The organism is Variovorax sp. PCZ-1, from assembly GCF_018413605.1.
Classification (GTDB): domain Bacteria; phylum Pseudomonadota; class Gammaproteobacteria; order Burkholderiales; family Burkholderiaceae_C; genus JANMDU01.
Window position 1 is genome coordinate 1,933,996 of record NZ_JAHCDN010000001.1, and the last position, 25,370, is coordinate 1,959,365.

At 54.4% G+C, this 25,370-nt stretch carries 16 protein-coding genes; 4 read left to right on the forward strand and 12 right to left on the reverse strand.

Annotated elements, in window-relative coordinates; translation table 11 throughout:
* Window positions 1-14: 14 nt before the first annotated feature.
* Entirely contained in the window at window positions 15-1,175 is a 1,161-nt protein-coding gene (locus tag KIH26_RS09350) for an ATP phosphoribosyltransferase regulatory subunit (protein ID WP_213444283.1), read from the reverse strand.
* 105 nt (window positions 1,176-1,280) lie between these two features.
* Here KIH26_RS09350 and KIH26_RS09355 point away from each other — a divergent pair, with 105 nt between their 5' ends.
* Both KIH26_RS09355 and KIH26_RS09360 read left to right on the forward strand, forming a co-directional pair.
* Window positions 1,281-1,736 carry a hypothetical protein gene (locus KIH26_RS09355; RefSeq protein WP_213444285.1) on the forward strand — a complete coding sequence of 152 codons (456 nt, stop codon included), beginning with the start codon at window positions 1,281-1,283 and terminating at the stop codon, window positions 1,734-1,736.
* A gap of 15 nt (window positions 1,737-1,751) precedes the next feature.
* On the forward strand, window positions 1,752-2,228 hold the full coding sequence (locus tag KIH26_RS09360) for a DUF6152 family protein (RefSeq protein ID WP_213444287.1): 477 nt from the start codon (window positions 1,752-1,754) through the stop codon (window positions 2,226-2,228).
* Between the two features lie 481 nt (window positions 2,229-2,709).
* Here the strand turns inward: KIH26_RS09360 and KIH26_RS09365 are convergent, their stop codons facing one another.
* Entirely contained in the window at window positions 2,710-3,078 is a 369-nt protein-coding gene (locus KIH26_RS09365; protein WP_213444289.1) for a hypothetical protein, read from the reverse strand.
* A gap of 744 nt (window positions 3,079-3,822) precedes the next feature.
* Window positions 3,823-4,896: an ABC transporter ATP-binding protein gene (locus KIH26_RS09370; RefSeq protein WP_213444291.1), complete on the reverse strand. Its 1,074-nt coding sequence runs from the start codon at window positions 4,894-4,896 to the stop codon at window positions 3,823-3,825.
* Between the two features lie 51 nt (window positions 4,897-4,947).
* On the opposite strand from KIH26_RS09370, the gene KIH26_RS09375 reads away from it, so the two are divergent.
* Together KIH26_RS09375 and KIH26_RS09380 are read left to right on the forward strand one after the other, a co-directional pair.
* Window positions 4,948-6,564 (forward strand): ABC transporter permease, encoded by a 1,617-nt coding sequence (locus KIH26_RS09375; RefSeq protein ID WP_213444293.1) that lies wholly within the window; start codon window positions 4,948-4,950, stop codon window positions 6,562-6,564.
* A gap of 36 nt (window positions 6,565-6,600) precedes the next feature.
* Complete coding sequence (locus tag KIH26_RS09380) at window positions 6,601-7,233, forward strand: pyridoxamine 5'-phosphate oxidase family protein (protein ID WP_213444295.1); 633 nt, start codon at window positions 6,601-6,603, stop codon at window positions 7,231-7,233.
* Between the two features lie 124 nt (window positions 7,234-7,357).
* On the opposite strand, the gene rbp is transcribed toward KIH26_RS09380, so the two are convergent.
* From rbp to KIH26_RS09425, 9 genes are all read right to left on the reverse strand, one after another.
* A complete protein-coding gene (gene rbp, locus KIH26_RS09385; protein WP_213444297.1) occupies window positions 7,358-7,726 on the reverse strand; it encodes an RNA-binding regulator in 369 nt (122 codons plus the stop codon).
* 80 nt (window positions 7,727-7,806) lie between these two features.
* Window positions 7,807-8,073 (reverse strand): translation initiation factor IF-1, encoded by a 267-nt coding sequence (infA, locus tag KIH26_RS09390; RefSeq protein ID WP_213444805.1) that lies wholly within the window; start codon window positions 8,071-8,073, stop codon window positions 7,807-7,809.
* 254 nt (window positions 8,074-8,327) lie between these two features.
* On the reverse strand, window positions 8,328-9,248 hold the full coding sequence (locus KIH26_RS09395) for a M14 family metallopeptidase (protein ID WP_213444299.1): 921 nt from the start codon (window positions 9,246-9,248) through the stop codon (window positions 8,328-8,330).
* Window positions 9,249-9,250: 2 nt separating this feature from the next.
* Complete coding sequence (locus KIH26_RS09400; protein ID WP_213444301.1) at window positions 9,251-10,099, reverse strand: SDR family NAD(P)-dependent oxidoreductase; 849 nt, start codon at window positions 10,097-10,099, stop codon at window positions 9,251-9,253.
* Window positions 10,100-10,183: 84 nt separating this feature from the next.
* Complete coding sequence (locus KIH26_RS09405; protein ID WP_213444303.1) at window positions 10,184-10,456, reverse strand: DUF3297 family protein; 273 nt, start codon at window positions 10,454-10,456, stop codon at window positions 10,184-10,186.
* Window positions 10,457-10,506: 50 nt separating this feature from the next.
* Window positions 10,507-10,869: a GlsB/YeaQ/YmgE family stress response membrane protein gene (locus KIH26_RS09410; protein ID WP_213444305.1), complete on the reverse strand. Its 363-nt coding sequence runs from the start codon at window positions 10,867-10,869 to the stop codon at window positions 10,507-10,509.
* 45 nt (window positions 10,870-10,914) lie between these two features.
* Window positions 10,915-13,158, reverse strand: a complete 2,244-nt coding sequence (locus KIH26_RS09415) for a RelA/SpoT family protein (RefSeq protein ID WP_213444307.1) — start codon at window positions 13,156-13,158, stop codon at window positions 10,915-10,917.
* On the reverse strand, window positions 13,155-14,084 hold the full coding sequence (locus KIH26_RS09420) for an alpha/beta fold hydrolase (protein WP_249661018.1): 930 nt from the start codon (window positions 14,082-14,084) through the stop codon (window positions 13,155-13,157). The genes KIH26_RS09415 and KIH26_RS09420 overlap by 4 nt, the downstream gene beginning before the upstream one ends.
* Window positions 14,085-14,152: 68 nt before the next feature.
* Window positions 14,153-25,111, reverse strand: a complete 10,959-nt coding sequence (locus KIH26_RS09425; protein ID WP_213444309.1) for a filamentous hemagglutinin N-terminal domain-containing protein — start codon at window positions 25,109-25,111, stop codon at window positions 14,153-14,155.
* Window positions 25,112-25,370: the final 259 nt, after the last annotated feature.

Genomic DNA, 25,370 nt, shown 5'->3' on the forward strand with positions numbered 1-25,370 from the left:
GTCTTAAAAACATTTCAAACACTCTTCACAACCCACTGCCCAGCCACTTCAGCCAGTTCGCGGTCGCAATTGAACTCTTGCACTTCGGCCTCATGCCCTGGCAGCACGCAGACCACCGTCTCGCCTGCTGCTCGCAGCCGCGCAATCGCCTCACGCAGCGCTGCCGATTCGCCCCAAGGCGCGCGAATGGCTGTGCGCAGTTTTTGCATCGGCGCGGCGGCCACCAAATCTTTAACATCGAGCGAAAAGCCCACGGCTGGCCGGTTGCGGCCAAACACCGAGCCCACTTCATCGTAGCGCCCACCGCGCGCCACGGCATCTGATGCCGATGGCGCGTAAATCGCAAAGCGAGCGCCGGTGTAATAAGCGTAGCCGCGCGCGTCTGACAGATCAAAACTCACCTTCACACTTGGCTGAGCTGAGCGCACATGATCAGCAAGCCACTTCAAATTTGATAGCACTCCGCGCACGTTATATGCCGGCGAGAAGCAGTTTTCGGCCTCTAAAAGCACTTTTTCATCGCCATAGAGCTTGGTGAGTTCAACCAAGGCCTCACGCTGCGCAGCGGGGAAGCTCGCGGTGAGTTCATTCAACGTAGCTACATCTTTAGAGGCCAGTGCCGTATGAATCTGCGCCAACTGCTCGGCAAACACCGGCGCGCCAGAGAGCAAGCTGCGCACGATCTGCGCATCGGCCAAATCCACCGTCAAATCCTTCAAACCAGCACGTTGCAAGCAATCAATCGCCAGCAGCATCACTTCCAAATCAGCTTCCCGCCCCGCATGGCCATAAATCTCCGCGCCAAACTGCAGCGGCTCGCGCGTCGCGTGTGGCTTGGCAGGTGCGGTGTGCAGCGCAGGGCCGCAGTAGCACAGGCGAGCCACGCCTTGGCGGTTGAGCAAATGCGCATCAATCCGCGCCACTTGCGGCGTGCTGTCTGCGCGCACGCCCATGGTGCGGCCAGAGAGTTGATCCACCAGCTTAAAAGTTTGTAAATCCAGCGCCTGGCCTGTGCCCGTGAGCAAGGATTCGAGGTATTCCAAGAGCGGCGGCATCACCAACTCATAGCCATAGCCTCTAGCGGCATCCAGCAAGCTGCGGCGCAATTCTTCGATGTGGCGCGCCTCAGAAGGCAGCACATCGGCAATGTGATCGGGGAGCACCCAGGCGGACATTTGTTGTGAGAGTCGGGTTAAAACCGAATTTTACCCGCCTTGTAATCGCATTTTTCCCCGCTTCTGGCGCTTCGCCGCTGATCAGAGCACAATCTTTGCAAATCTATGAATCCCACTACTCCGCTCGATGCCCTCTCCACCGCCCTTGGCCCTTTGCGCACGCACCCTTTCGCCTATCCCACGCTAGAAGTGATCCATATCATTGGTATCGCGCTGCTCTTGGGCAATCTGGTGCTGCTGGAGCTGCGCGTCTGGGGTTTCGGCAAAACGCTGCCCGTGAAAGATTTATCGCGGCTGGCTTTGCTGCTGGCCATATCGGGCTTCAGCCTAGCCGCCTTCTCTGGCCTCATCATGTTTGCCACACAAGCCGGCGAGCTTTTGGCCAACCGCGCTTTCGTCATCAAAATGGGGCTGCTCATGCTGGCCGCGTGTAATGCCGCGTGGTTTCATGGCCGGGATTCGCTGACGAAACTTGATGGCCTGGCCAGACTCCAAACCTTCGCCTCCACCCTGATCTGGATCGCCGCCATCTTCTGCGGCCGCTGGATTGCTTACATCTAACTTGAGGACTTCACCATGCAACGCCGCACCACATTGCAACTCATCGCCACCACAGCCCTGCCCGCTTCACTTGTAGCCCATGCTCACCACGGCTGGAGCAGCTTCGATCTAGATCGCCCGATCTACCTCGAAGGAAAGGCAAGCAAAGTGAAATGGCAAAACGCCCATACCGAGCTCACCCTCGAACTCAACCCCGGCATGAAGCTGCCCGCAGATCTGGCCACCCGCAGCATCCCAGCGCAAACCGCGCCCGTCGATGCCCCCGCCCTGCTCAAAAAAGCCAGCCTCCCCAAACGCACCGACAAAGCCTGGGAAATAGAGCTCGCCCCCCTCTTCCGCATGAACGCGTGGAAGGTCGATGAAATCAAAAACGGCCAATCGCTCGCCGTGCTCGGCTTCACATTCAAGGATGAAAAAGGCAGCGCTATTCTGCGCGCAGAGTTCTTGTGGCTAGATGGCAAAGCTTACGCTCTGCGGTCTGCTCCAGCCTGATTTTTAAAGCTTTTTGAGTAGGTAGCCGGGATGGATATTGCGCGGATTGCTATGGAATTAGGAGTTACCTAACCGTTCGTCCTGAGCTTGTCGAAGGAGCGAAAACTGGGGTCAGATCACAATTCAAGACACTGATCTCACCGCGCGTATTCAACCTCAGACGAAATTGTGCTCTGACCCCAATTTTTGCGGCGCACGCCAACCATTTCGTTTTCCCCCCAGCTGTTTGGACGCAACCGTTCGCGCTCAACCTTTGACACCTGCGGCCTAGCGCAGGGTAGTCGTCTCGTAAACTTTTTTGAAAACACACGCGATTACGAAAGTAGCGATCTAAAGTTAGTCTCCGCGCGCCTTCCAAAAAAGTTTCCAATCCAACCCACCCTACGCTCTCCGCTTGCAGAGATCGTACATTGGCGTTGTAGTCAGAAGTCTTTTTTCTGCGGCATGGGAGAGACTGGCAGTACAGGCTTGATGTTAGGGATCATTTTCCAAGCGCTCTTACGGATGTGGCGCAGTAGTTTCTCCTTTTTGGCAAAAACTCCTTTTTCCCTGCCAAAGTTAGCCAAATACCTTTTTCAGCAAAGTGCCCGGTCGCAACAAGAACCGTTCGATTGTCTGCTGAATTAACGATATCAGGGAAACAAGCATGTTTACCGTTCAGCTCGAAAGTGAACTGCGGATAGCGAATTTCCAACTGGACAAGATCGCTTCTCACATCCATCGCGCCCGTACATGAAAAGATGCCGTGTGCTATCGAGAGTTTTTTGAGCACCTCTTTGTGTTGTCGCTCAACCGGAAGCACAGGTAACTCTGGTGTCTGATCGACGATGATCAAGGTCGAACCAAACATGTCGCGACTGTGTTTAGCTTCGCCCATACTTGAATAGAGACCCTCGCCGCAAATGCTGCGCGCGAAGGTGAAGTCTGCTACAAATACGCAGAGTAGCAAAATCAAAAAATGCAGCGACCTCCAGCATTTCATCGGGAGAATTAACTTAATACACGCCGCAGGAGTAGCGATATAAAAAATGGCACTTCGGTATAAACTGGGCATAAAGATCGGAAGAACCCTCATATAAATCATCGGTCTAAACTCATTTTTTGGTTTCGAATACAGATATAAAATTATTTCTGATAACCGCAGCAATTAAGCTAATTTATACCGTAGTTTGCCGTACTCTAAAAAACTATCCAGCGGAGAGCGTAGGGTGGTTGGATTGGAAACTTTTTTGGAAGGCGCGCGGGGAGAGGGTAAGTTTGTGACGATCTCTATCGCGTGTGTTTTCAAAAAAGTTTACTTGGGCGATGCCCTGCGTTAGGCAGCAGGTACAAAAGGTGGCGTGCTATTGGTTGCGCTCCCAAGCTTTCACAGAAATGAAGTCATTGTCGTGCGCCGCGAAAATTGGGGTCAGAGCACAATTTCGTCTGGGGTTGAATGCGCGCCGGGTCGTTGAGTGTCTTGAATTGTGATCTGACCCCATTTTTTCGCTCTACCCTTCGACGGGCTCAGGGCGAACGGGAATATCACTATCAATTCAATAGCACCTCGCGCAGTATCTATGCCGGCAAACTGCTCAAAACACTTCAAAAACTCTCAAGAAACGCCAAATGTGACCACGTGATCCACCTCAGCACGAATGCCAATCCATTCGCCTAGTTTGTGATCATGGTGGCTGGGCACATGGGCCATCACTTGTTCGCCGGTTTTGAGCTGGAGTGTGTAGAGAAATTCATTGCCGCGAAAGGCTTTGCGGATGATTTTGGCTTGTACCGGCGAGGCATCGTCGTGGATGATGTCGTCAGCGCGCAGCAGCACTTCAACCTCGCCTTCGGGCAGGCTCTCCAGCACTTCTGGGCTGATATCGTGCAGCTCGCCCACGGGCGTGACGACGTGTTTGTGCAGGCCGCCATGCTCTTCATGCAGCTCCACTTGCGCTTTGGCAAACACGCCATGGCCGATGAAATCTGCCACGAAGCGAGTGGCGGGGCGGTGATAGAGCGTGTAGGCATCGGCCCATTGGTGCAGCTGGCCTTCATGCATCACGCCGATCACATCGCCGGTGGCGAAGGCTTCTAGCTGATCATGCGTGACCATCAGGGCCGTGGCACCAGCAGCTTTCAAAATGCCGCGCACTTCATGGGCCAAGCGCTCACGCAGATCCACATCGAGATTGGAGAACGGCTCATCGAGCAGCAGCAATTGTGGCTTGGGCGCAAGCGCGCGCGCGAGGGCTACGCGCTGCTGCTGCCCGCCCGAGAGCTCATGCGGCATGCGCCTGCGCTCGCCCTCCAAGCCCACAAGCGCCAAGACTTCGCGCACTCTTTCTCTTCGCTCAGCATCCTTCATATGCATGATGCCGAAAGCGACATTGCGGCCAATATCCATATGTGGGAACAAGGCGTAATCTTGAAACACCATGCCGATGCGGCGCTGCTCGGGCGGTTTGCTGAAACCAGCGCTGCTGACTTCTTCGCCCGCCAATTGCACACTGCCGTTGCTCACAGGCTCTAGGCCTGCAACGGCTCTCAGCAAAGTCGTCTTGCCGCAGCCTGAAGGCCCGATCAATACGCCGATATCTCCCGCTTTGAGGCCAAACGTCACGTCGCTCACGGCGCTACGCGCCAAGCCGGGGTAGCGAACGCTGAGCTGATTCAGTTGGAGATACATGGAAGCAATTGTAAATGCGTACAATTCTCATTTACTTTTAGTGTCTTTCTTGTGCAACGCCTGCTCCATTTCCCCTTAGCGCTCATCGCCCTGCTCGTCGCCCTGCCCGTGCTGGCTGTGCTCGCGGCTTTGCTGCAATGGAATGCCGCTAGCAGCGATATCCTCGCGCAAATGGCGAGCACGGTGCTGCCGCAATACGCTATCACATCCATAGCACTTTGCGCAGCTGTGGCGGGCGGTACAGCCCTGATAGGCATGAGCACGGCATGCGCCGTCACGCTGTTTGAATTCAAAGGCCGGCGCTTTTTTGAATGGGCGCTGCTGCTGCCGCTGGCCATGCCGGCCTATGTGTCGGCCTACGCTTACACGGATTTTTTGCAATTCTCCGGGCCTGCGCAGACTTGGATTCGTGAAACCTTTGGGCTTCAAGGCCGCGTGTTGCCGGAGATTCGCAGCACTTGGGGCGCGGCCCTGCTATTCATCTTCACGCTTTACCCGTATGTGTATTTGCTCTCGCGCGCCGCGCTTTCAGAGCGCGCAGCGCATTTGATGGAAGCCGCGCGGCTGCTCGGCGCGCCACTCGGGACGCGCATCCGCAGGGTGGCGCTGCCACTCGCGCGCCCCGCCGTGGCCGCAGGTGTGTCACTCGCGCTGATGGAGACTCTGGCTGATTACGGCGTGTCCAGCTATTTCGGCATTCAGACGTTTACTGCTGGCATTTACAAAGCATGGCTGGCGATGGACGACCGCATTTCCGCCGCGCAGCTCGCCGTGATGCTGCTGATCGTGGTGGCGGTGCTCCTGAAGCTTGAGCGGCGTGCGCAGAAGAAGATGCGCTTCTCGGCGATCAAAGGACAGAGAGCGGGTAGCGCGGAAGCCAAGCCCGTGCAGCTCACCAACGGGCGGCAGATTCAGGCTCAGCTGCTTTGCGCGCTGCCTATTCTTTTGGGCTTTGCGCTGCCAGTTCTCATGATGCTGCGGCTCTTGCTCGCAGGCGCGGCAGATGATGAGCCCATCCGCTGGGCGCAATTCGCCCAATGGGCTTTCAACAGCTTCAAGCTCGCAGGCATCGCCGCCCTGCTCGCCACCGCGCTCGCGCTCATGCTCGCCTTCGCGCAGCGCAGGCAAGCCAATCGCTTCACGCACGGCATCACACACATCGTCGGCATGGGCTATGCCGTCCCTGGCGCAGTCATCGTGGTCGGCCTCTTGATCCCCGTCGGCCTGCTGCAAACCTGGCAGCCCAATTGGAGCATCGGTGCCCTTGTCACCACCACCATCCTAGGCGTGATCTGGGCCTACCTCGTGCGCTTCACCGCCGTCGCGCTGCAAAGCATCCAAAGCGGCTATTCCCGCATCCCGCAAAGCCTAGACGATTCAGCCCGCATGCTAGGCAGCTCCAGCATCAACCTCCTCACCCGCGTACACGCCCCCCTGCTCTCACGCAGCGCCGCCGTGGCCGCGCTGCTCGTATTTGTAGACGTGATGAAAGAGCTCCCCGCCACCCTCGTGCTGCGCCCGTTTAACCACGACACGCTGGCCGTGGTGGCTTATCAGTTGGCTAAAGACGAGCGCTTGGCCGAAGCTGCTCTGCCCTCGCTCGCTCTGGTGCTCGTGGGCTTGATTCCGGTGATTTTTTTGAGCCGATCGTTGCGCACACCTCGCTGAACATCATGCTGCGGTGCAAAGTCGCATAATCTGCTGATGAGCACGATCCACACCCTTGCCGAGCTACGCAGCCACTACGATCCAGCCCGAGAGCGCTCCGTGCTCAAGGAGCTGCCGCAGCTGGACAGCCATGCGCAGCGTTTTGTGGCCTTGTCGCCCTTGGTGGTGCTTTCTACTCATAGCTCTGCGGGAGCGGCCGATGCTTCGCCGCGCGGCGGGGCTGCTGGGTTTGTGAAGGTGATCAATGAAGCCACTGTGCTCATCCCCGATTCGCCGGGCAACAATCGGCTGGATTCGCTGCACAACATCATCGAGACAGGGCAGATTGGCCTTCTCTTTCTCGTGCCAGGCATGGATGAGACGCTGCGCGTCAATGGCAGAGCGGAAATTTCCACGGATGAAGCGATGCGCAGCCTCTGCACAGACACGCTGACCGGCAAACCGCGTGTGCCAAAAATAGTGATCCGCGTGAGCGTACAGGCGAGCTACTTGCATTGCGCCAAAGCGCTGATGCGCTCTGATGTGTGGAATCCAACAAAGCATATTGACCGCAGCGAGCTGCCAAGCATGGGCGAAATGCTGCGCGATCAAATGGCGGATCGCGTCACGCCGGGCACGGTGTTTGAAACGCAGGAGCAAATGCTAGAGCGCTACCGCAGTACGCTTTGATGCATCGGCAAATGCTATCAATTAAATAGCTGCTTGCGCATATTCTGTGCCGGCGATAGGCCGATTTGGCATAAAAAAACCGCCTCAAACTGAAGCGGTTTTTTGGACAAACCCAGAAGGCTGATCAATAACGACGGCCACCACCGCCGCCGCCGTAGCCGCCGCGATCGCCACCGTCACGGCCACCGCCGTAACCGCCGCCACCACCACCGTAGCCACCGCCACCAGAGCGTGGGGGGCGGGCTTCCATGGGGCGAGCCACGTTGACTGTTAAATCACGGCCGCTCATGTTCTGGCCGTGCAGGCCAGCAATAGCAGCTTGCGCTTCTTCAGCACTGCTCATTTCGACGAAGCCGAAGCCTTTGGAGCGGCCAGTGTCGCGCTCCATCATGACCTTGGCGGATTGCACGTTGCCAAAGGCAGAAAACTGCTGTTGCAGATCTTCATCGCGCACGGAGTAGGCGAGATTGCCGACGTATAGTTTGTTGCTCATAATGAGTCTTTCTCAAAGGATGCGCCCGGCGGATGCTGAACACAGGTTAACCATCTAATGTAATGGATGTTGGGGGTGATTTATCGGCGGCCAGAAAATGCTGGTGCGCCCACGCGAGGCTGGCGGTTTTCGATGTGGCGGAAAGTGATGCGACCTTTGCTCAGGTCGTAAGGAGACATTTCAACGGTCACTTTGTCGCCGGCCAGAATGCGAATGCTGTGCTTGCGCATTTTTCCACCTGTGTAGGCAATCAGTTTGTGGTCGTTTTCTAGGGTCACGCGGTAGCGCATATCGGGCAGGATTTCATCCACCTTGCCCTGCATTTCAATCAAATCTTCTTTGGCCATTCGGCCTCCAATGTTCACCAGCTTGCCAAGAAAAAAGGTTGACCGCTCAAACACCTGCGCGATGGGCAGGGTGGCGTAGCTATGAAGCATTCGATCAGAAAATTTCTGATACACCTTACCGCAGCAAAGGTAAGCAAATAACTGCGGAAGCCTCAAGTGTACCGCTGTTTGCATCAGTGCCTCTAGGCGTCATGGTTCAAAGCAGCCATTTGCTACTGAATCAATAGCACCTTGCGCAGACTCCATGCCGGCAATCAGCCATTTTTGATCAAAAAATCCAATCCTGCGCACAGGGCTGCCATCTGCGCCTCAATGCATTGCTCAGGCGTGGTGCGCGGGCTATCGGGGTAGACCTCGGTGGTCGTGCAGTAGCGTGCGCCGCTGATGCTTGCACACAGGCCCAGCGCTTGCAATTCATAGGCAATCACACCGGGCGCTATCGCTGGTGAGCCGATCATCGCGCCATTCTCATCCGCATCGGCAATGTGCGTCACGCGCTTGACCGCTTCAATGATCGCGCTTTGAAATTCAAGCTGCGGATTGGCCGCATCGCAGACCGCATAAAAACCATCAGGAATCTGGCCGGGCTCAAAAGCCTTGCCATCGCGTGCGGCCACCGCAGGGCGGAATTCGCTTTCATCGGTCTCGGTGGTTTCATGCAAATCCAGATGCATCGCCCACTTTCCGTGAAGCGGGGCGATCAAATCCATCAAAGTTGCACACTCTTGCGCTCTGCTGGCAGGTTTGAAAGAACGATTCGGATCTATCGCATCAAAATTCCAACGCTGCACGCGCTCATAAGCCCATGGGCTCACGCAGGGCGCAACAAGCAAATTGACTCGCCCAGCGTAGGCTTGCGCATACTCGGCCAAGAAGCGCAAAGCCCCCTGCACCCCACTCGTTTCATAGCCATGCACACCGCCCGTAATCAGCACATTGGGCGAGCTAGGCTGCCAATCACGGCTGCGCACAGCCATCAGAGGAAAGCGCTCAGCGCCATAAACCACTTGGCCATACTGCACCACATCAAAACGCTGACGCAATGGCTCTATCACAGCGAGTACGTCATCGGCGTAGCTGCGCTGGCGAATTTGTTGAGAGCGCCAAAGCGCAATTTCAGCTGCGCCCCAAGCCTGGCCGGGCGTGCCGATGGGGTAGAAGGGTATCACCGCCATGCTCACATCGCTTTGCGCCCCATGAGCCCGCCTACTTTGCGCACCAACCATTTCGGTGCGGAGCGCGAAGCGAGTACGCCCACTTTGTACACCGCGCCGGGCACATGAATCGCATCGCCGCGCAGCATCGCTTCCAGCGCCGAGCTGGCCACTTCTTTCACATCAGCGATTAAGAAGCTCGGCAATTGGCTGAGCTTGTCGTTGGCGCTCTTGGCCTGGGCAAACATATTGGTGGCCGTGATGCCAGGGCACAGCGCTGTGACGCTCACGCCACTGCCTTGTAGCTCTTCAGCGAGCGATTCAGAGAGCGAGAGCACATAGGCTTTGCTGGCGGCATAGGCCGCGAGCATGGGAATGGGCTGGTAGGCGGCAATGGAGGCCACATTGAGCACATGCGCTTTGCCGCCCTGCTCTGCCACGGTGCGCTGCATCAGCGGCAGCATGGCATGCAGCATCGAGGTGAGCGCGCTGATGTTCAGATCAATCATCTGCTGCACTTTGCTTGCCTCCATCTTCACAAAAGCATCTTGGTGGAGCACACCTGCGCAGTTCACGAGCACGCGAATCCTTAAGTTTTGCTTGTCCAGCATGGCAGCGAGATTTTGAATCGAGGAAGATTGCGTTAAATCAGCCGCTGCCACGCGGGCTTGAATGCCATGCTTGGCTGCCAGCTCCATTGCCAGCGCTTGCAATTTATCCACACTGCGCGCCACCAAGATCACATCAAAGCCTTTGGCCGCGATTTGCTTGGCCAGCTCCAAGCCAATGCCAGAAGACGCCCCAGTGATCAGCGCGTAGTTGCCTGGCTGGGAGGATGTGCTTTTACGGGAAGTGGTTTTTCTCGTGACCATATTGCATCCTTCATGTGATACGCTATATATTCAATAGCACTCCGCGCAGATTCTATGCCGGCGAATGGCCAATATTGCTTAAATTTAGCGATAAAAAGCTTCTACCGTGCCTTTGATCTTGATCAGCAGCGGGCGGCCTTTGCGATCGACTGTTTTGCCAGAAGGCACTTTCACCCAAGCTTCGCTGATGCAGTATTCCTCCACATCAAAGCGCTCTTTGCCATTCAAGCGTATGCCGATGGCGTGCTCAAGCACCGCAGGCGCGTAATGCGGGCTGCGAGGGTCAATCGAGAGATGGTCAGGCAAAGCAGGGCGCTGAGCATCAGCGGCGGATGGAGTAGAAGTGGTGTCATTCATCCCCGTATTGTCAGGGATTTATAGCCCCAAGCTGCATCTAGCAGTCAAGCTCAGTAATCGCGCTTCTTAGCCTGACTTTTGCTTTTTTGCATTGGCCCAACGACTTTACGCATGAGCTTGAGCAGCAATAGCAGCACGACCGCACCAACAATCGCGAACATCAGCGAAGAGATATGAAAGCCTGTGGCCACTGCAGCGCCGCTGATTTGCGCTGCAACGAATTCACCGCCAATAAAAGCGCCAAACATGCCGATCAAAATATTTTCAATTTGCGCGCTGCGTGCAGGCGCATCCATCATGCGGGTGGCCAGCCAACCCGCGAAGGCGCCAACGGCGCACCAGATATAGACGTTGATACATTTCCCCAAGGCCTCGGGATAGAGACGGCTCGATACTGACAGGTTTAGCAGCAATCGCCTAATGATTTCTTTTGCGTCTCAATGTAAGTCACTGGTGAGCTAAATCCGCCGCGCTGTCTCTACACCTTGCACCTGCGCAACAGCCGCGAGCACCTTGGTCAATTGGGCTGCATCGCTCACAACCACCGTGAGCGTGATCCAGGTGCTGCCTTGCGAGCTGTTTTGCTGCACGCCCCGCACAGGCAGCTTCTCTTTGGAAAACACTTCGGTGATATCCCGCAGCAAACCATGCCGCTCGCTGCCCACAATGCGCGCATCCACCGCATAGCTTGCTCCTGATTGAGAAGCACCCCACGCAACATCCACCAGCCTTTCACCCTCTTTTTGCACCAAACTGCGCAGCGTAGAGCAGCCTGCGCGATGGATGCTGACGCCTTTGCCGCGCGTCACATAACCCACAATCGCATCTGGTGGCGCGGGCTTGCAGCATTTGGCCAGTTGTGTGAGCAGGCTGTCCACACCCACCACGAGTACGCTGCCCGATCCGCTCTTTGCGCTGATTTTTTCTGCCACGCGTTGCGTGCGCAGGAGCGCTTGCTCGTCTTCGCTGATGGCCTCTGGCGCGGCAGGCCGAAGGAATTGCTCAATCGTGCGCAATGAAAACTCATCTTTGCCCACCACTTCGAACAAAGCTTCCGCCGTTTTAAAGCCTAACTGTGCAGCCAGATCGTCAAATTTCAGAGCTGTCTTGCCCTCGCGCTGCAAGAGTTTTTCAACAGCTTGCCTACCGCTTGCAATCGTCTCCTCCAATTGCAGTGCGTTAAACCAAGCGCGCACTTTGGCTTTAGCGCGCGGGCTGGCTAAGAAATGCAACTCGGGATTGAGCCAATCACGTGAAGGCCCACCCTCTTTTGCCGCATTGATTTCTACCGTTTGCCCATTGGCAAGAGGCGTATTCAATGTGACCATTTGCCCATTCACCCGCGCGCCACGGCAGCGATGGCCGAGATTGGTGTGCACGGCATAAGCGAAATCAACTGGCGTTGCACCGCGAGGCAAATCCACAATTGCCGCATCTGGCGTGAGCACATAGATGCGATCATCGAGCACATTGGTGCTGGTAGCTTCGCCAGAGACATCTTGCTGCCAAGCCAAGAGTTGGCGCAGCACAGCAATTTTTGCGTCATAGCTGCCTTTGGTGTTGACATTGGCGCTCACGCCCGCGTAGCCCTTGGTGCCAGCTTCCTTGTAAGCCCAATGCGCAGCTACACCCGTCTCGGCATGCTGATGCATGGCTTCGGTACGGATTTGTATTTCTAGGGGGCGGCTCGTGTCATCTCGCACAACCGTGTGCAAGCTCTGGTAGCCATTAGATTTGGGCTTGGCGATGTAATCATCGAACTCACCATCCATCGGCGCATACAGCTCATGCACGCGCGAGAGCGCCGCGTAGCAAGCAGCGGCATCTTGCACGATCACACGCATGGCGCGCACATCCAGCACCTGATCAAAGCCGAGTTGCTTACCGCGCATCTTCTTCACGATGCTGTAAATGTGCTTGGGCCTGCCCTGCACTTGAGCAGCAATGCCTTGAGCGATCAAATCTGCTTGCAGCGTTTCACGCAAGCGCTGCATGCCGCTCTCGCGCTCCGTGCGCTTCTCATCGAGTTGCTTGGCAATCGCTTTGTAAGTGTCTGGCTCCAAGAAGCGGAAGGCCAAATCCTCCATCTCCCATTTGATCTGCCATATCCCTAAGCGATTGGCCAAAGGTGCAAACACATGCAAAGCCTCGCTTGACACTGCGCGAGGTGCTGCGGATTTGATAGCAGCGTAGTGCCGCAGGGTTTGTAGCCGCGAAGCCAACCGCAGCATCACCACACGCAGATCGCGCGAGAAAGCCAGCAGCATCTTGCGAATGTTTTCTGTTTGATTGGCCGCGCCTGGCGTGATTTGAGTTTGCAAGGAGGCCGCACGCGCATGCCGCTGAATGTGGACCAAGCGCGTGGTCTCCATTGCTAAGGTGGCATAACTCGCGCCAAAGGCTTTTGTGATCACATCTTCTGGCTTGTTCAAATGCTCGCAGGCATAGACCAAATAGCTGGCTGACTGCATGGCTTCAGAGCCACCAATACTGCGCAAGATGGCGGCCACAGCATCTGCGTGCGCGAGGATGTTTTCGCCTGTGTCTAAGGTTTCTGAGGCAATCAATGGCTCTGCAAAAGCGCGTGCGCGCTCAATGGCCCTGCCGCGCTGCGCATCAAGCGCTAAATCATCCGCCGCAAACGATTCGCCCGCTACAGATACTGCGGCAACTGGCGCTTGGCTCTGCTCAGAGTGTTTCATTGCCCAAAAAGAAACTCTTCCACAGCTTGGCATTGCTCAGGCTGAACCAGTGTGGGCGCATGACCTACATTTTCAAACTGGATGAGCTTGGCTTTTGGCCCGCGCGTTTGCATCTTTTGAGCCGTCTCCAGGCTGATCAAATCAGAATCAGCGCCGCGAATCAGCAGTGTCTCAGCTGGAATAGCGTCATACAGCTGCCATAGCATGGCCTCGCCATGAGCTGCGGCCTCGGGCGTGGTAGCGCGCACAGGAAGCGCAATAGCAGGGTCGTAATGCAGTTTAAATTTCATAGCACCGCCCGTCATATCAGGTCTGATCATGGGCTTAGACAATGCCAGCCATTGCTCAGGCGTGTGCTTTCCAAAGCTCGTGGAGAGCTCCCACATGTAATCGACAGCTTGCTGCTCGGTATCAAAGCGCTTATCAGCGCCGATGTAGCTGCTGATGCGCTGCAAAGCTTCCCATTGCACCACGGGGCCTACATCGTTGAGGATCAGCTTGCGTGGCATCAAACCCTTGAGCTGGGGCTGCAATGCCGTTTGTGCGGCCACAGCAATGCCGATCAAGCCGCCCATGCTCGTGCCGATCCAATCGAGGGTCTGCGCACCTTGCCCTTTGAGCGCCATCAAAAGAGTGACCAAATCTGCAGCATATTGCGGCACTTGGTAGAGCGCTGGATCAGGCAGCCAATCGCTCATGCCACGCCCGGCCACATCCACACTGACCACACGGCAGCGTTTGCCATCTGCACCTATCAGGCGCTGCGCTATCACATCAAAATCGAGCCCTTGCCGAGAAATACCATGCACACACACCACGACATGCGGATGGTGTGCAGAGCCCCAGCTCCAGTATGCCATTCGGTGCGTACCAGGGCTTGAGCCAGCGTGGTCACATTCAATGCGATGAAGATCAGCGGTATTCATACCAACATCCTAGCCGAGAAACTGCACAGCCCGTTGCTCAGCTGTGCAGATCAGCACGCGAGCGCGCTTCAGGGGCAGTTTTGGCCTTCTACTGAAATGTCAGGCTCTGTTTCGCGCACATCCTCTGGGTCACGCTCTGCATCCTGTAAAGCGCCTCCAATCTGGGCAAGTTGAACTGGCACAGCGTTGGCGTCAGGTACCGTCGATACAGCTGGCGCAGGTGCGGGAGGCGGAGGCGGTGGCGGGATGTAAATACCTGCGTTTGTGATGCCATTACCCAAGGGCGTGACCGACAAAACCAAACAACCATTGCAATTGCTTGGTGAAGAAATCAAACCAAAATTGCTCAAAACAACAGCATCAGCATCCAAGCCACTGCCGGGCGTCAAATTTAAGCTCGGTGCATTGATGGTGATATTGCCATCAGAAACAATAGCCGCATACGCACCAGCACCCGTACCGCCCAGCAAGTTGATGCCAGCTCCCGCCGTGATATTCATCGAGGCGCTTCCGGTAGGATCTAGGCGCGCATAAGCCCCACCAGCTCCTCCTGTGATATTGATGCCGCCCAATACATTCACTGACACCGCACCCACAGCATCCAGAGAGGAGAACGCACCCGTTTGCCCGCCCGTGATGTTCAGATCACCAAAAGAGTTCACGGTCAGACTGCCGTTGGATTGCACAGCCTGGGATGCTGTGGCTGCCGCGCTGCCTAAATTAATGGCCATCGCTTCGAGCAGCAAAGAATTGCTGGCAGTCACACGCACTCCATTCGCACCACCACCGATCTGCAGCAATCCGCCGCTAAGAAGTTCGACATCCCTAGCGCTCACATCGCCCCTGATCTCGTAACCACTCCCCGTCGTTGTTTCGTAATGCAAAACTCCAACAGCGCTCGCGCCAGTCAGCAAATGCTTGTTGTTATTGTTGTTGCGCAGATAAGCATCGCCGCCCGTCGCGTTAAAAGTCACACTGTTTCCCGCGTCAATCAACAGCATGCCCGCACCGCTTGAACCCAAGCCAGCCGCGTTCAGATTAATACCAATAGCCGATAGTGCACCACTTCCTTGAACCAAAGCGCCCGTGCTCGTGATATTGATATCTCCTGCCGGTGCCTGCAGATTATTCAGCACCAGGCTGCCACCGATATCCTTGATGTTGATCGTGCCGGTCGCTGCAGACCCGGAAACGGCCCCCAGCTGATTGTTTCCAAGCAAGTCGATACCACCGTTGACATTAGCCAAAAGTGAACCCGATGCGATCGCGTTGGAAACGCTTTGCGTGATGCTGTCGGCATTGATGACGACATTGCCTGTGGCTGAAATATTCGGATTGACATCGAGCAGGGAGGTCAGTGAAACATTTTTACCAGCCACGCTGAATTGGCCGATAGCGTTGGTGCCGTCTGTGAGCAAGACATCAAAGCCAGCAGCATTGACGGAGACTTCAGCGGCATTGATGGCTCCATATTGACTGACCGCACCTGCTGCTGTGATATCAAGCTTACCGGCTTGCACAATACCAACGCTTACTGCACCCGCTTGACTAAGTGCAACATCGCCGCCGGTCACGATAGAGCCGTAAGTGCTCGTGCCTGTGCTTGCGTTGTTAACAGTGATGTTGTTGTAGCTGCCGCCGCCCACAAAGTTAAAAGTGGTTGCACCTGAAACATTCACACCCATATTCACATTGGCTAAAGCAGAGGTGGCTGACAAGCTCAAATTTGGCGTGATCAATGATGTGCTGTTGATGCCTGTAGCAAAGCTGATGTCAGCAGTGCTGGTGGCTTTGCCGTTGATTGTGAGGTTGTTGGCATCAACGATCTGCAAAGTAGCGGAATCAACGATCTGCAAATTAGCAAAATCGTTGGCAGGATTAAGTAGCTGGATGGTTTGGCCGGGCGCTTCAAGACTAGTCAGGCCAGCCCCCACATTGATCGCTCCGATTTGAGCGATATTCCCAACTGCTTTTGCAGTGAAGTTCTGTGCGGATACTTGAGCGAATGTTAATCCGCCATTGCTGTTAATTTCTGAAGAGCCGCCAGAAATCAAGCGAACGAGCCCCCCGTAGGTACTGGCTGTGACCAAGGAGATATTTCCACCAACGGCAGTCAAATCCGACGAACCTGCGATGTTCAATACACCAGCTTGACTGATACTGCCCTGAGCAACAGCGGTAAAAGAAGCACCTGTGTCAGTGACAGTTAAGCCCAAACTTGAATTGCCTAGTTGTAACGTGTCGCCAAATGCTTGCAAACCGACCATATTGCCGGCTACAGCCAGCGTGGAGCCCGCTGCGGCCTGCAAGATCACTTGCCCACCGTCAATCACCGTCAGACCTTGGCCAAACTGGTTATTCACATTACTCAGCGTCAGATCGCTTGAGTTCATATCCAGCTCTAAGCTTCCAAGCGTTGTAATCGCCGCGCCTTGGCTAACCTTGCCAGTCGCAATGATGCTTGCCGTTTTGCCAGCAGCCGTCGTGATGTCACCCAATACAAGCTCGCCTTGCATGCCTAGCTGAATATCACCCGTCTTGCTTTCAGCAGAAACCGTTGTGCTTGTGAGTGAGGCAGAGCGCAGATCGATATTGCCGTCAGCAAAAGCAAGAACAGTTGCAGCGCTGATACCGTTCGGACCCAACGATTGGATTTTTCCTGTATTTGCATTCAAACTGATCGTGCTGGCTGCTTTGATATCGTTGTGAATATTCAAATCGCCAGCTGCTTGCGTGATGGCAATATTCGTAAAACCAGTGATGCCTGCAGCATTGGTGTCATCCCATTTTGTATTGACATTGAGTGTGCTGCCTGCAGCGCCTGACAGCGATCCACCCGTCGTAAAAATAAGCTCACTTGTTTCCAAGCCTGCGGTGAGTAAAGTACCGGCAATTTGCGTGACTGAACTGACACCACGATTGAGCAATCCCGCAGCTGTGGCATCCAAGGTTTTGCCACTGACAACGCTTAACGTGCCGCCAAGAATACTGGAGCCTGCAGCCAAAGTGGTGTTGTTAAAGAAGCTTAATTCAGCACCATTAGCAATTTCAAAAGAACCAGATGTGAAAGGCGCGATAGGCAGCAGCGCGCTGCCGGTGTTGATTTGAATTAATCCACTGTTGCTCAGCAACGGTGTGTTCACCTGCCCACCGTCATACGATAGTTTGGCTCCGCTGCTTACACTAAAGCCCGCGATATTGCTGATTGAGCCAGACAGCAGAGACAGACTACCGCCGGGCAACCCACCCACGACAGAAAGTTCGCCTGAGCCCATCGCCAAGGTACGTGCGCCTGCACCTGAGAGGTTAGCTCCGCTCCAATTACCCAGGCCACTCACTGTGCCGCCAGACCAAGTAAAGAGGCTGGCTACTTTGCCGCCAGTCGATGGTAAGTTCAATGTTCCGCCCACCAAACTCAATGTGCCACTCAGGTTCAAGTTTGTGGACGGCAAGGCCAGTGACCCGCCAGTTGCGATGAACAAGTTATCGTCAGCCCCTAAAAACAGGCCATTAAAACCGCCCGCGCTGACCCCAGCGCCAATGGTGATCGATCCAAAACCAGCAGGGCTTAATGTGACCAAATCCGTAGCGCTAGGCAAAGTGTTGTTCGACCAATTGAACGGATCACTCCAGTTGAAACCATCACCATCACCATCACTGCTTCCATCCCAAATACCGTTTGCAAGCGCAGCACTACTGATACTCACATTCGCAAATGTCGAGCCGAAGCTCACCGTTCCTGCCAAACCAGCTGGCGATGTGATCGTGGAGGTAACGGCACCGACTGTGAACGAGCCACCGGAGCCCAAGCCGTTGGTTTCAATGAAATTAAAATTGTTGCCAACAGAAATCGTGCCGCCATTGATCGGCGTCAACGTGAGTACCGAGCCGTTGGAAACGTTCACTACGGAGCTATTGAAAACAACCAAGGCATCGTTAGGCGTCACAATATTATTGCTGTCGATTGAAATATCCATCACACCGCCAGGTGCATTGGTAAAGTTGCCGTAGATGGTGATTTTTCCGGTACTGGTCGCTGTACCTGGTGCAATCGTCCCGAGATTGAGCAAGCTGGTATTCAAATCGCCTGCACCAGTGATCAAGGCACCTGATTCGTTGGTGAGAGTTAAACCACTGTATTTGAATTCGCCGTTGTTCAAATTGAGAATACCAGCGGCGCCGATTTTGCTGATCGGCGCGCCAATCCGCTGCGGAGCTACTGTCAGCGCATTTGTATTTAAATCTAATGTGTTGTCGCTCAAGATCACACTGCTTGCTTGGCTAGCACTGGTAAGCAATACTGGGTTGGGTGCTACACCAATCGTGACTTCATGGTATAGCCCAGGTGCATCACCTCTGCTCCAGTTGCTGCCAACACTCCACTGAGAATCTGTTGCACCCGTCCAAGTGTTTTGCACGCCAACAGCTTTTGCAGTCAAGGTTTTCCCGGGAGTAGCAGCATTGAAAAATACAGGACTGCCCACGCTGGTATTCGCGCTGTAGCTGGATGCAGTGAATGTGCCGCCCGCACTGATCAGCGTTTGTATCTCTCCTCCTTGAAAACGCTGCAATACGCTCGGCGAGGCAAGCTCAGCCATTTTGACGCTGGGGCCAACACCTGTGAACTGCACGTTGTTTTGAACGATCAGGAGATCTGAGCTGTTGGCCGCCAAATCAACGATGAGGCTTGAGCGATCAGAGGCAGTTGTGCCGTCAAAAGTAAGATTGCCATTCACCGTGAGAGTTCCAATCACTCCGGGTGTAGAGCCAGGGGTGATGGTGCTACCCGAGGCGGCAGTGAGAACATCAGCCCCCCCCATAGACAACGTACCGTTGCCCGACAAGGTAGCCAAGTTTTGCAGCGTTGAATTACCGTTCAGGGTGAGAGTGTTATCTACTTTCACGGTATTCATTTGAATCGTTGAACCCGTTATGCTGACCAAGCCGGTGCCCTGGAAAGTTAGCGGTGTAGACGTGCCAAGCCGAATCGTGGAAGCAGTGAAGTTGCTGTTGTAGGTTTTGTTGTTGCCTACATCGGTGTCGATATTGAGCTCAAGGGTTTTACCCGTGACATTGAGCAGATTGAAATTTCCCAAATCCGCAGAATCAATCGTAAATTGACTCGTTGAGAGCACATCCTTACCACCCGTGAGTGTTTTGGCAGTTGCATTGATGCTGATGTTGTTTGAAAACTTAGCGAGATTGGCCACACTCAAATCGAAAGTATCTGCACGAATGTTAAGGCTATTGATGCCATCAGTCGATGCGACTTTGACGTTGTTGACATCAATATCCAAGCCCGCATTCAAACTGGTGATCCCGCCGGTTTGTGCGCTCAACGTGAGCGAGCCTGCCGTGATGCTGTTCGTACCGAATTGAAAACCCAGCCCTGAGGCGATCGTGATGTCGTCATTGGTATTGATACTCGATCCCAAAAGCAGGGTGTTGCCAGTTAAGCTGGTCAAATTCAGGCTATTCACACCCACACCGCTCACAAAAGAAAGCGCCGCTTGGCTGCGTGAGTCAATATAGGCACCAGCCGTGTTGTTTGCCAAGGTATCCAGCTCAACAGACAGATTCAGCGGCGAACCCGTGCTGCTAGCGACCAGTAATGGTGCAACACTCGTGCCCAAACCCGTAATAGCCTCTAGAAAGAGCCCGCCTGTACCGGCGGCAATGCTCTGTAAACCTACTTGCGTGATCGCGCCAGCGCTACTAAGCGTGACGGATGAGGCTGCGCCAGTAGCCTGCACACCGAATATCGAACCTACGCCAAAATTTTGGCTATTGCTAAAGTTAATTGTTGAGCTAGTTCCGGTTGTAGTAGCGCTAAAGGTATCGACAAGATTGTTACCCGCCAGATGGATGGACTTATCAACCGCATCAGCAAAAAGCTGCTTGGCAGTGATCACGGTACCCGCAGCTTGCGAGATCGCGGTACTGAGAGTAGAACTGTCGCCCGCAATGATGGTGAGATTTGCAGCACCCACATTGACAGCACCTACGACATTCACATCTCTAAACCGATTGCTATTGCTACCAACGAAAATCGTATCTGCATTCAGTATTTTTGAGAAATCGCTACCTGTTAAGCTGAAGCCGCTTGTAGCACCTACACCAATTTGGGCATCCACAGTACCAGAGAAAGATGGCAAAAGTAAGACATTGCCGCCGTTAGCGTCAATCGATCCATTGATCGTGACATCCGTGCCTTTTAAAAGTACCGAAGCTGATCCAGCCACCGCAATCCCTTTGACCACGATGGTCGAATCGATACTCACTTCGCCAGTTAATGCGGTCAAACTGGCTTGTCCAGCCGAGTCGATGTCTTGGGAGACTTTGACGCCGCCGCCACTGTTAGTGACATTGATACCGAGGTTGACGCCTTGAGTCTTGAGCCCCGTAATGGAAGTAGGTGCTGGGCCGACTTGCCCAATGGTGAGATCCGTTGATGCAGCGTTGATAACGATATACCCCGTGGTGGAGTCTGCGGCAACGATAGGGTTACTGCCTTGCAACTGGAAATTAGTCAGATCAATATTGCCAGTGGCTTTAAAACCCGCTTGGTCTAACTGTGCAGCGCGGAGTACTTTTGAAGAAATTGAACCACCCGAGAAAAAAGAATAGTTTTTCGCACCGAACGGCGGACTGAAGTTTTGCGTCCCGTCGAACAGAATATTTCCACCCGACAAGTCCGATGCGCCCACAGTCACGAGACCAACGCTGCCAAAAATCCGATTCAAGCTGCCATAACCAATGTCTAAAGCACCCCCGGCACTGCCGGTGGTATCTGAATCCACAAACGCGATGTTTCGCCCCGCAGTTTGCCCGCGGAGTACTACGCCGGCGAAGTCGCTGATGGCGCTGTCTGAATCCAAGTAGATTCGCTCATCCGCTGCAATGGTCAAAATACTGCCTGAGGACGATCCAGCGTTGATCGCTGTGCTATTGACGAACTCTTTCGAGGTGCGCAAGCTGACCTCAGCTTTGCCGATGCCATTGATATTGAATTCATTGGGCCCAGACATCGAAAGCTTGTTTTGACTGAAGATATCTACGACAGCATCGCTGCTGCCATTGTTGACATCGATGGCGTCTAAGAACAGGGGCGCCGCAGCGTCGTTTTCAACGTGTAGTTGGGTTTGAATCGATGCGCTCAAACTGCCTGCAATATTGCTCAGCCGCACTGGGGCTGCTGCACTTGCGACATTTGCGCTGGCGGCTGCACTGCCCAAGGTGACCTCATTCATACCCGACAAATTGGTTAAGACGGCCGCCGCTGTAGTGATTCCAGCACCCGCTGCACCAACCTCCACTGTTGCCTTATATGCGCTTGTTCCTGCAATTTTGCCAAGTTGCACACCGCCTTGACCAAAAAGCTGGATCAAGCGACTTCCTGGTGAACCCGTGCCGATCATGTCGATCTCGGCGGCAGCAGTCATGTTCAAATTGCCGCCGCCATTGGCGACTAGGCTGAGATTGCCATCGGCTTTGATGCGATTACTCAAGGAGATGACATTCGCACTGGTGATGGAAATGTCGTTGAGTGCAGTGCCCGTTCCTATCTCCCCTTGCAACGCGACTTGGCCGTTGGCATTGATGGTCAAATCATTGTTGCCCTGCACCTCACCTTGCAAAATCACTTGGCCGTTGCTGAAGGTTGTGATGGCTGCATCTTGAGTTAATGTCACTCTGCCATTGAGGCTCACATTCCCTCCCGAGACTGCGATACTTGCTGGCAAGTTGATCTGACCAAAATTAGCTGCGCTTGGGGCGGAGCTGTTGACTATCAACCCCCCAAGAGATTGACCCAACGTATTCGTAACTACGTTGCCAAATGTGATGTTTCCTGCAAGACCGAGTCCGAAGATTTCGGTTGTAAAAGTATCCAAACTCAACACCCCGGGCGAATTGCCTTGGATCACGGCAGTACCTAGGTTAATGGATCCAGAATTCCCAACATTCGCCGAGCTGCTGTCGATGGTGAAAGCACCGGTGTATACGCTCAGAGTTTCAAAGTTAACAATGTTGATGTTTCCATTGGTCGTGATGCCACCTTTGTCAAGGTACAAATTACTGGGCGCTATGTTTGTATTGGAAATGCTGAGCGTGCCTGCACTGTTGATACCTGCCAGCCCATCAATTTCAGCGATGAAAGTGTTGGTGTTGCCAGTTAATATATCAATCGATCCTGCCGTCGATTTGGCTGCAATTTGATTGATGGTGTTACTTGAGCCGCCTAAGTTGATGGAGCCGGCCTCCATTCTGAGGTTACCCCCCGTGATTGAGTTGGCAATATTTTGCGTGATGTTGCTGCTAGCAGCAGAACTGAGGAGCGCTACATTGTTAACACCAAACAATATAGATTGATCGACGGCAAGCAAGATGTTTCCAGCGAAGCTGGTGGTATCGCCAAATCGAATGGCTTTGTTGGCAGAAAGAACATTAAATTCGTTTTGGCTGATTTGTAAGGAGCCCGAGCCACTGCTGTCCGTGTTGCCTCCGATTTTGATCAGTCGATTGTTGTCATTTGGACGAATCAAAATGCTGCCTGTTGAGGCAACTACCGTTGAAGTGGATTGAATTTGAAAACGATCAGCCACCAAAGAAACGCTGTCCCCAGTGCCTGTTGCAGTGATCTGGGCGTTATCAACCACCTGAAGCAGCTTATCTGGCCCTCGGGCGTGAATTGAGATAGATTCAGCATTCATTTGCACGCCCTGCACTGCCCCAAATGAGCTGATATTGATATCACCGCCCACTGCGCTGTTGCCGAACTCCCCCGTACTGATAGAAATATTTTTATTGGCTATCAGCACAGAGCCGTTGCCTAAACCTATCCCTGTAGCAGCTTTCATCGTGATGGAGCCGCCAGTAGATATGATGCTCACCTTCTCGCCAGTGTTGCTGAAATTAGTGGTCACCACATTAGGGCCGTTTATACCTCCGGTCCATTGCGTACCTGCTTCTAGCAAGATATTGCCGCCTGCTTGAATCGTAAATTGCGGCATGGTGGCCGCGTTCCAACCCGCAAAAACGACGCCCATACTAGGAACGACTGAAGCATTTGTAGTGCGCAGTGTCAAATCTTGGGCAACCACCAAACCGTTGTCTGTAAATGGTGTTAAGCCAAATGTGATTTTGTTAGCCGCTTCCAGCAAGATATTGGCAGTTAGCCCAATGGACTCCAAAGTCGACTCATAAATCGTAGCCAGCGTGCCGCCAGCAGCTGCCGTGATCGTGCCGCCTGTGAAAGCGGGGTCAGAAGTTCCGCTGCCGCCTTGAATCAAGATTTCATCAGGATCTAACAACAAAGTCCCAGTGCGCCCTCTTCTCGCCGTCAAATCAGCTCTACCTCGAAAGTAAAGATTTTTCTTACCTGAAGTCTCGCCGAATCCGCCGTCACCGCCTTGCTCACCGCCTTTGGCGTGCAGCGTGCCTGCAAAATAGGTGTCGTTGTCTGCCCAGACGATGGCCTTGCCGCCTTTGCCGTTGACTCTGGCATTGGCTTCTAGCAGAACGCCGCTGCTGATATTGGTGTTGTAGGCGTTGGTGATGTCCGCATTAGCGCCTTTGTAATCGCCGCCGACAAGTATCGTGCCGCCACCAGAATCGCCGCTGGCCAGCAATTGCGCGCCAGTATCAAGGCTGACTGTGCCGGGGCTGAGGATTTGAATCGTGCCGCCAACATGACTTGCGCTGATGAGCTGCAATGTGCCAGTAGCATCGGCCGCACCCACGCTGGGTGAGCTGGCATTGATCAGGGAGGCGATGCGCGATTCTTGGCCACCGAAGATGCGGATGGTGCCGCCAGGCTGGCCGGTGGCGCTGATACTGCTGCCTGCTTCAGTGAGCACACGACCTTGATTTGCTACTATTTCAATAGCACCTCCCGCAGCACCAATGCCGGCGACAGGGCTAATTGGCACTGAATTTCCAGCGTTGGCACTGATGCTTGCACCCGCACCTACCGTGATATTGCCTTGGGTGGATTGGATGCTGATGCTGCCACCGGCTTGCGCTTGGCCTGCATTAGTACCGCCATTGGCTTCGATGATGGGGGCTTTGCTGCTGCTTGCGTCTTTGACGATCTCGATATCTTTGATAGCGCGCAATACGACTTTGCCACCTTCCATCGTGGCCGTTTGCGCTTGAATCACGCCGCTGTGGCGCAATGTACCGGCAAACACGCCAACAGCGTTGCCTTGGAGCGTACCCAGGTTGATCACTTTGTTGTCTGCGCCTTGTACGATGAAGCGCATGCCCTCTAAGCCGCGCCCCACCACTTCAACGGTTTGACCTGCGCCTAGGATCACATTGCCATTCTCGGCTTTGATGAGGGCATCTTTGCCTGTGGCTATTTGCGGTGCAATCAGCACCACATCACCATTGCGTGAGCGGATCACACCATCCACCTGCACGCCACCCGAGAGGGCGTTGCCTTCAAAGCGCAAGCGCCCTGCTCTGGCATCGGCCTCCGACATGCCCAACGTGGAGGCTGTGAAACCTGCAGTATCAACCACGCCGCCAGCGCCCACAGCGATGCCGTTTTGATTGACCAAGATCACATTGCCGTTGGAGCGCAGCGTGCCGTGAATTTGCGAGGGTATGTTGGTAACGACTCTGTTGATGCTGCTGGAGCCGACATTCGGTTGGTTGATGTTGGTGGCGTGGCCACTGCCGATGTTGAAGCTTTGCCAGTTGATAACGCTGGTGTTGCCTGCGCCGTTGGTGGTGTTGACGTTCAGCGTATTTCCGTTTTGCTGAATGTTTGCGCCGCCATGCACGGCCACGCCGCCCTGAGGCAGATTTTGCGCATGCAGTTGGCCCAGGCCAGCGAAGGTCAGGCTCAGCCCGGTGATGGCTTGGGAGACGCGGACACTCGCCGCACCGAAGGCCTGCGCTAAAGCGAAGCTCAGGCTTTGGGGCACAAACTGCAAGTCTTGTCTGACGCGGCTGCGCTTGGCGCTGCCGCGCAGCATCACCAGACTGCTGGATCGCTTGCTGAGCTTGGAAGATTCGGTCATGTTGTATAGCTCTTTTTCTGCCCATCTTCATGGACACGGGTGGCAATAGGCTTCATTTGCGCACACGTATGGCAGGCAAACTTACACCTCTTTGCAATATAGACGAAAGTGGGGGGATTGCGTGTGAAAAATGCACGCTTTATGGGGCGCAATGGCGTCGTTTTACGCAACAAATAGTCACATTCTCATTTTTTATATAAAAACAGCCATTTCCCGGCGTGGGCTGTGCGCAGAGTGCTATCAAAAAAGAAGTGTTTAA

Bases quoted from the DNA above. Each gene is read 5' to 3' on its own strand.
- KIH26_RS09350 (WP_213444283.1), bottom strand. From the start codon at position 1,175: ATGTCCGCCTGGGTGCTCCCCGATCACATTGCCGATGTGCTGCCTTCT.
- KIH26_RS09355 (WP_213444285.1), top strand. From the start codon at position 1,281: ATGAATCCCACTACTCCGCTCGATGCCCTCTCCACCGCCCTTGGCCCT.
- KIH26_RS09360 (WP_213444287.1), top strand. From the start codon at position 1,752: ATGCAACGCCGCACCACATTGCAACTCATCGCCACCACAGCCCTGCCC.
- KIH26_RS09365 (WP_213444289.1), bottom strand. From the start codon at position 3,078: ATGTTTGGTTCGACCTTGATCATCGTCGATCAGACACCAGAGTTACCT.
- KIH26_RS09370 (WP_213444291.1), bottom strand. From the start codon at position 4,896: ATGTATCTCCAACTGAATCAGCTCAGCGTTCGCTACCCCGGCTTGGCG.
- KIH26_RS09380 (WP_213444295.1), top strand. From the start codon at position 6,601: ATGAGCACGATCCACACCCTTGCCGAGCTACGCAGCCACTACGATCCA.
- rbp (WP_213444297.1), bottom strand. From the start codon at position 7,726: ATGAGCAACAAACTATACGTCGGCAATCTCGCCTACTCCGTGCGCGAT.
- infA (WP_213444805.1), bottom strand. From the start codon at position 8,073: ATGGCCAAAGAAGATTTGATTGAAATGCAGGGCAAGGTGGATGAAATC.
- KIH26_RS09395 (WP_213444299.1), bottom strand. From the start codon at position 9,248: ATGGCGGTGATACCCTTCTACCCCATCGGCACGCCCGGCCAGGCTTGG.
- KIH26_RS09400 (WP_213444301.1), bottom strand. From the start codon at position 10,099: ATGGTCACGAGAAAAACCACTTCCCGTAAAAGCACATCCTCCCAGCCA.
- KIH26_RS09405 (WP_213444303.1), bottom strand. From the start codon at position 10,456: ATGAATGACACCACTTCTACTCCATCCGCCGCTGATGCTCAGCGCCCT.
- KIH26_RS09415 (WP_213444307.1), bottom strand. From the start codon at position 13,158: ATGAAACACTCTGAGCAGAGCCAAGCGCCAGTTGCCGCAGTATCTGTA.
- KIH26_RS09420 (WP_249661018.1), bottom strand. From the start codon at position 14,084: ATGAATACCGCTGATCTTCATCGCATTGAATGTGACCACGCTGGCTCA.
- KIH26_RS09425 (WP_213444309.1), bottom strand. From the start codon at position 25,111: ATGACCGAATCTTCCAAGCTCAGCAAGCGATCCAGCAGTCTGGTGATG.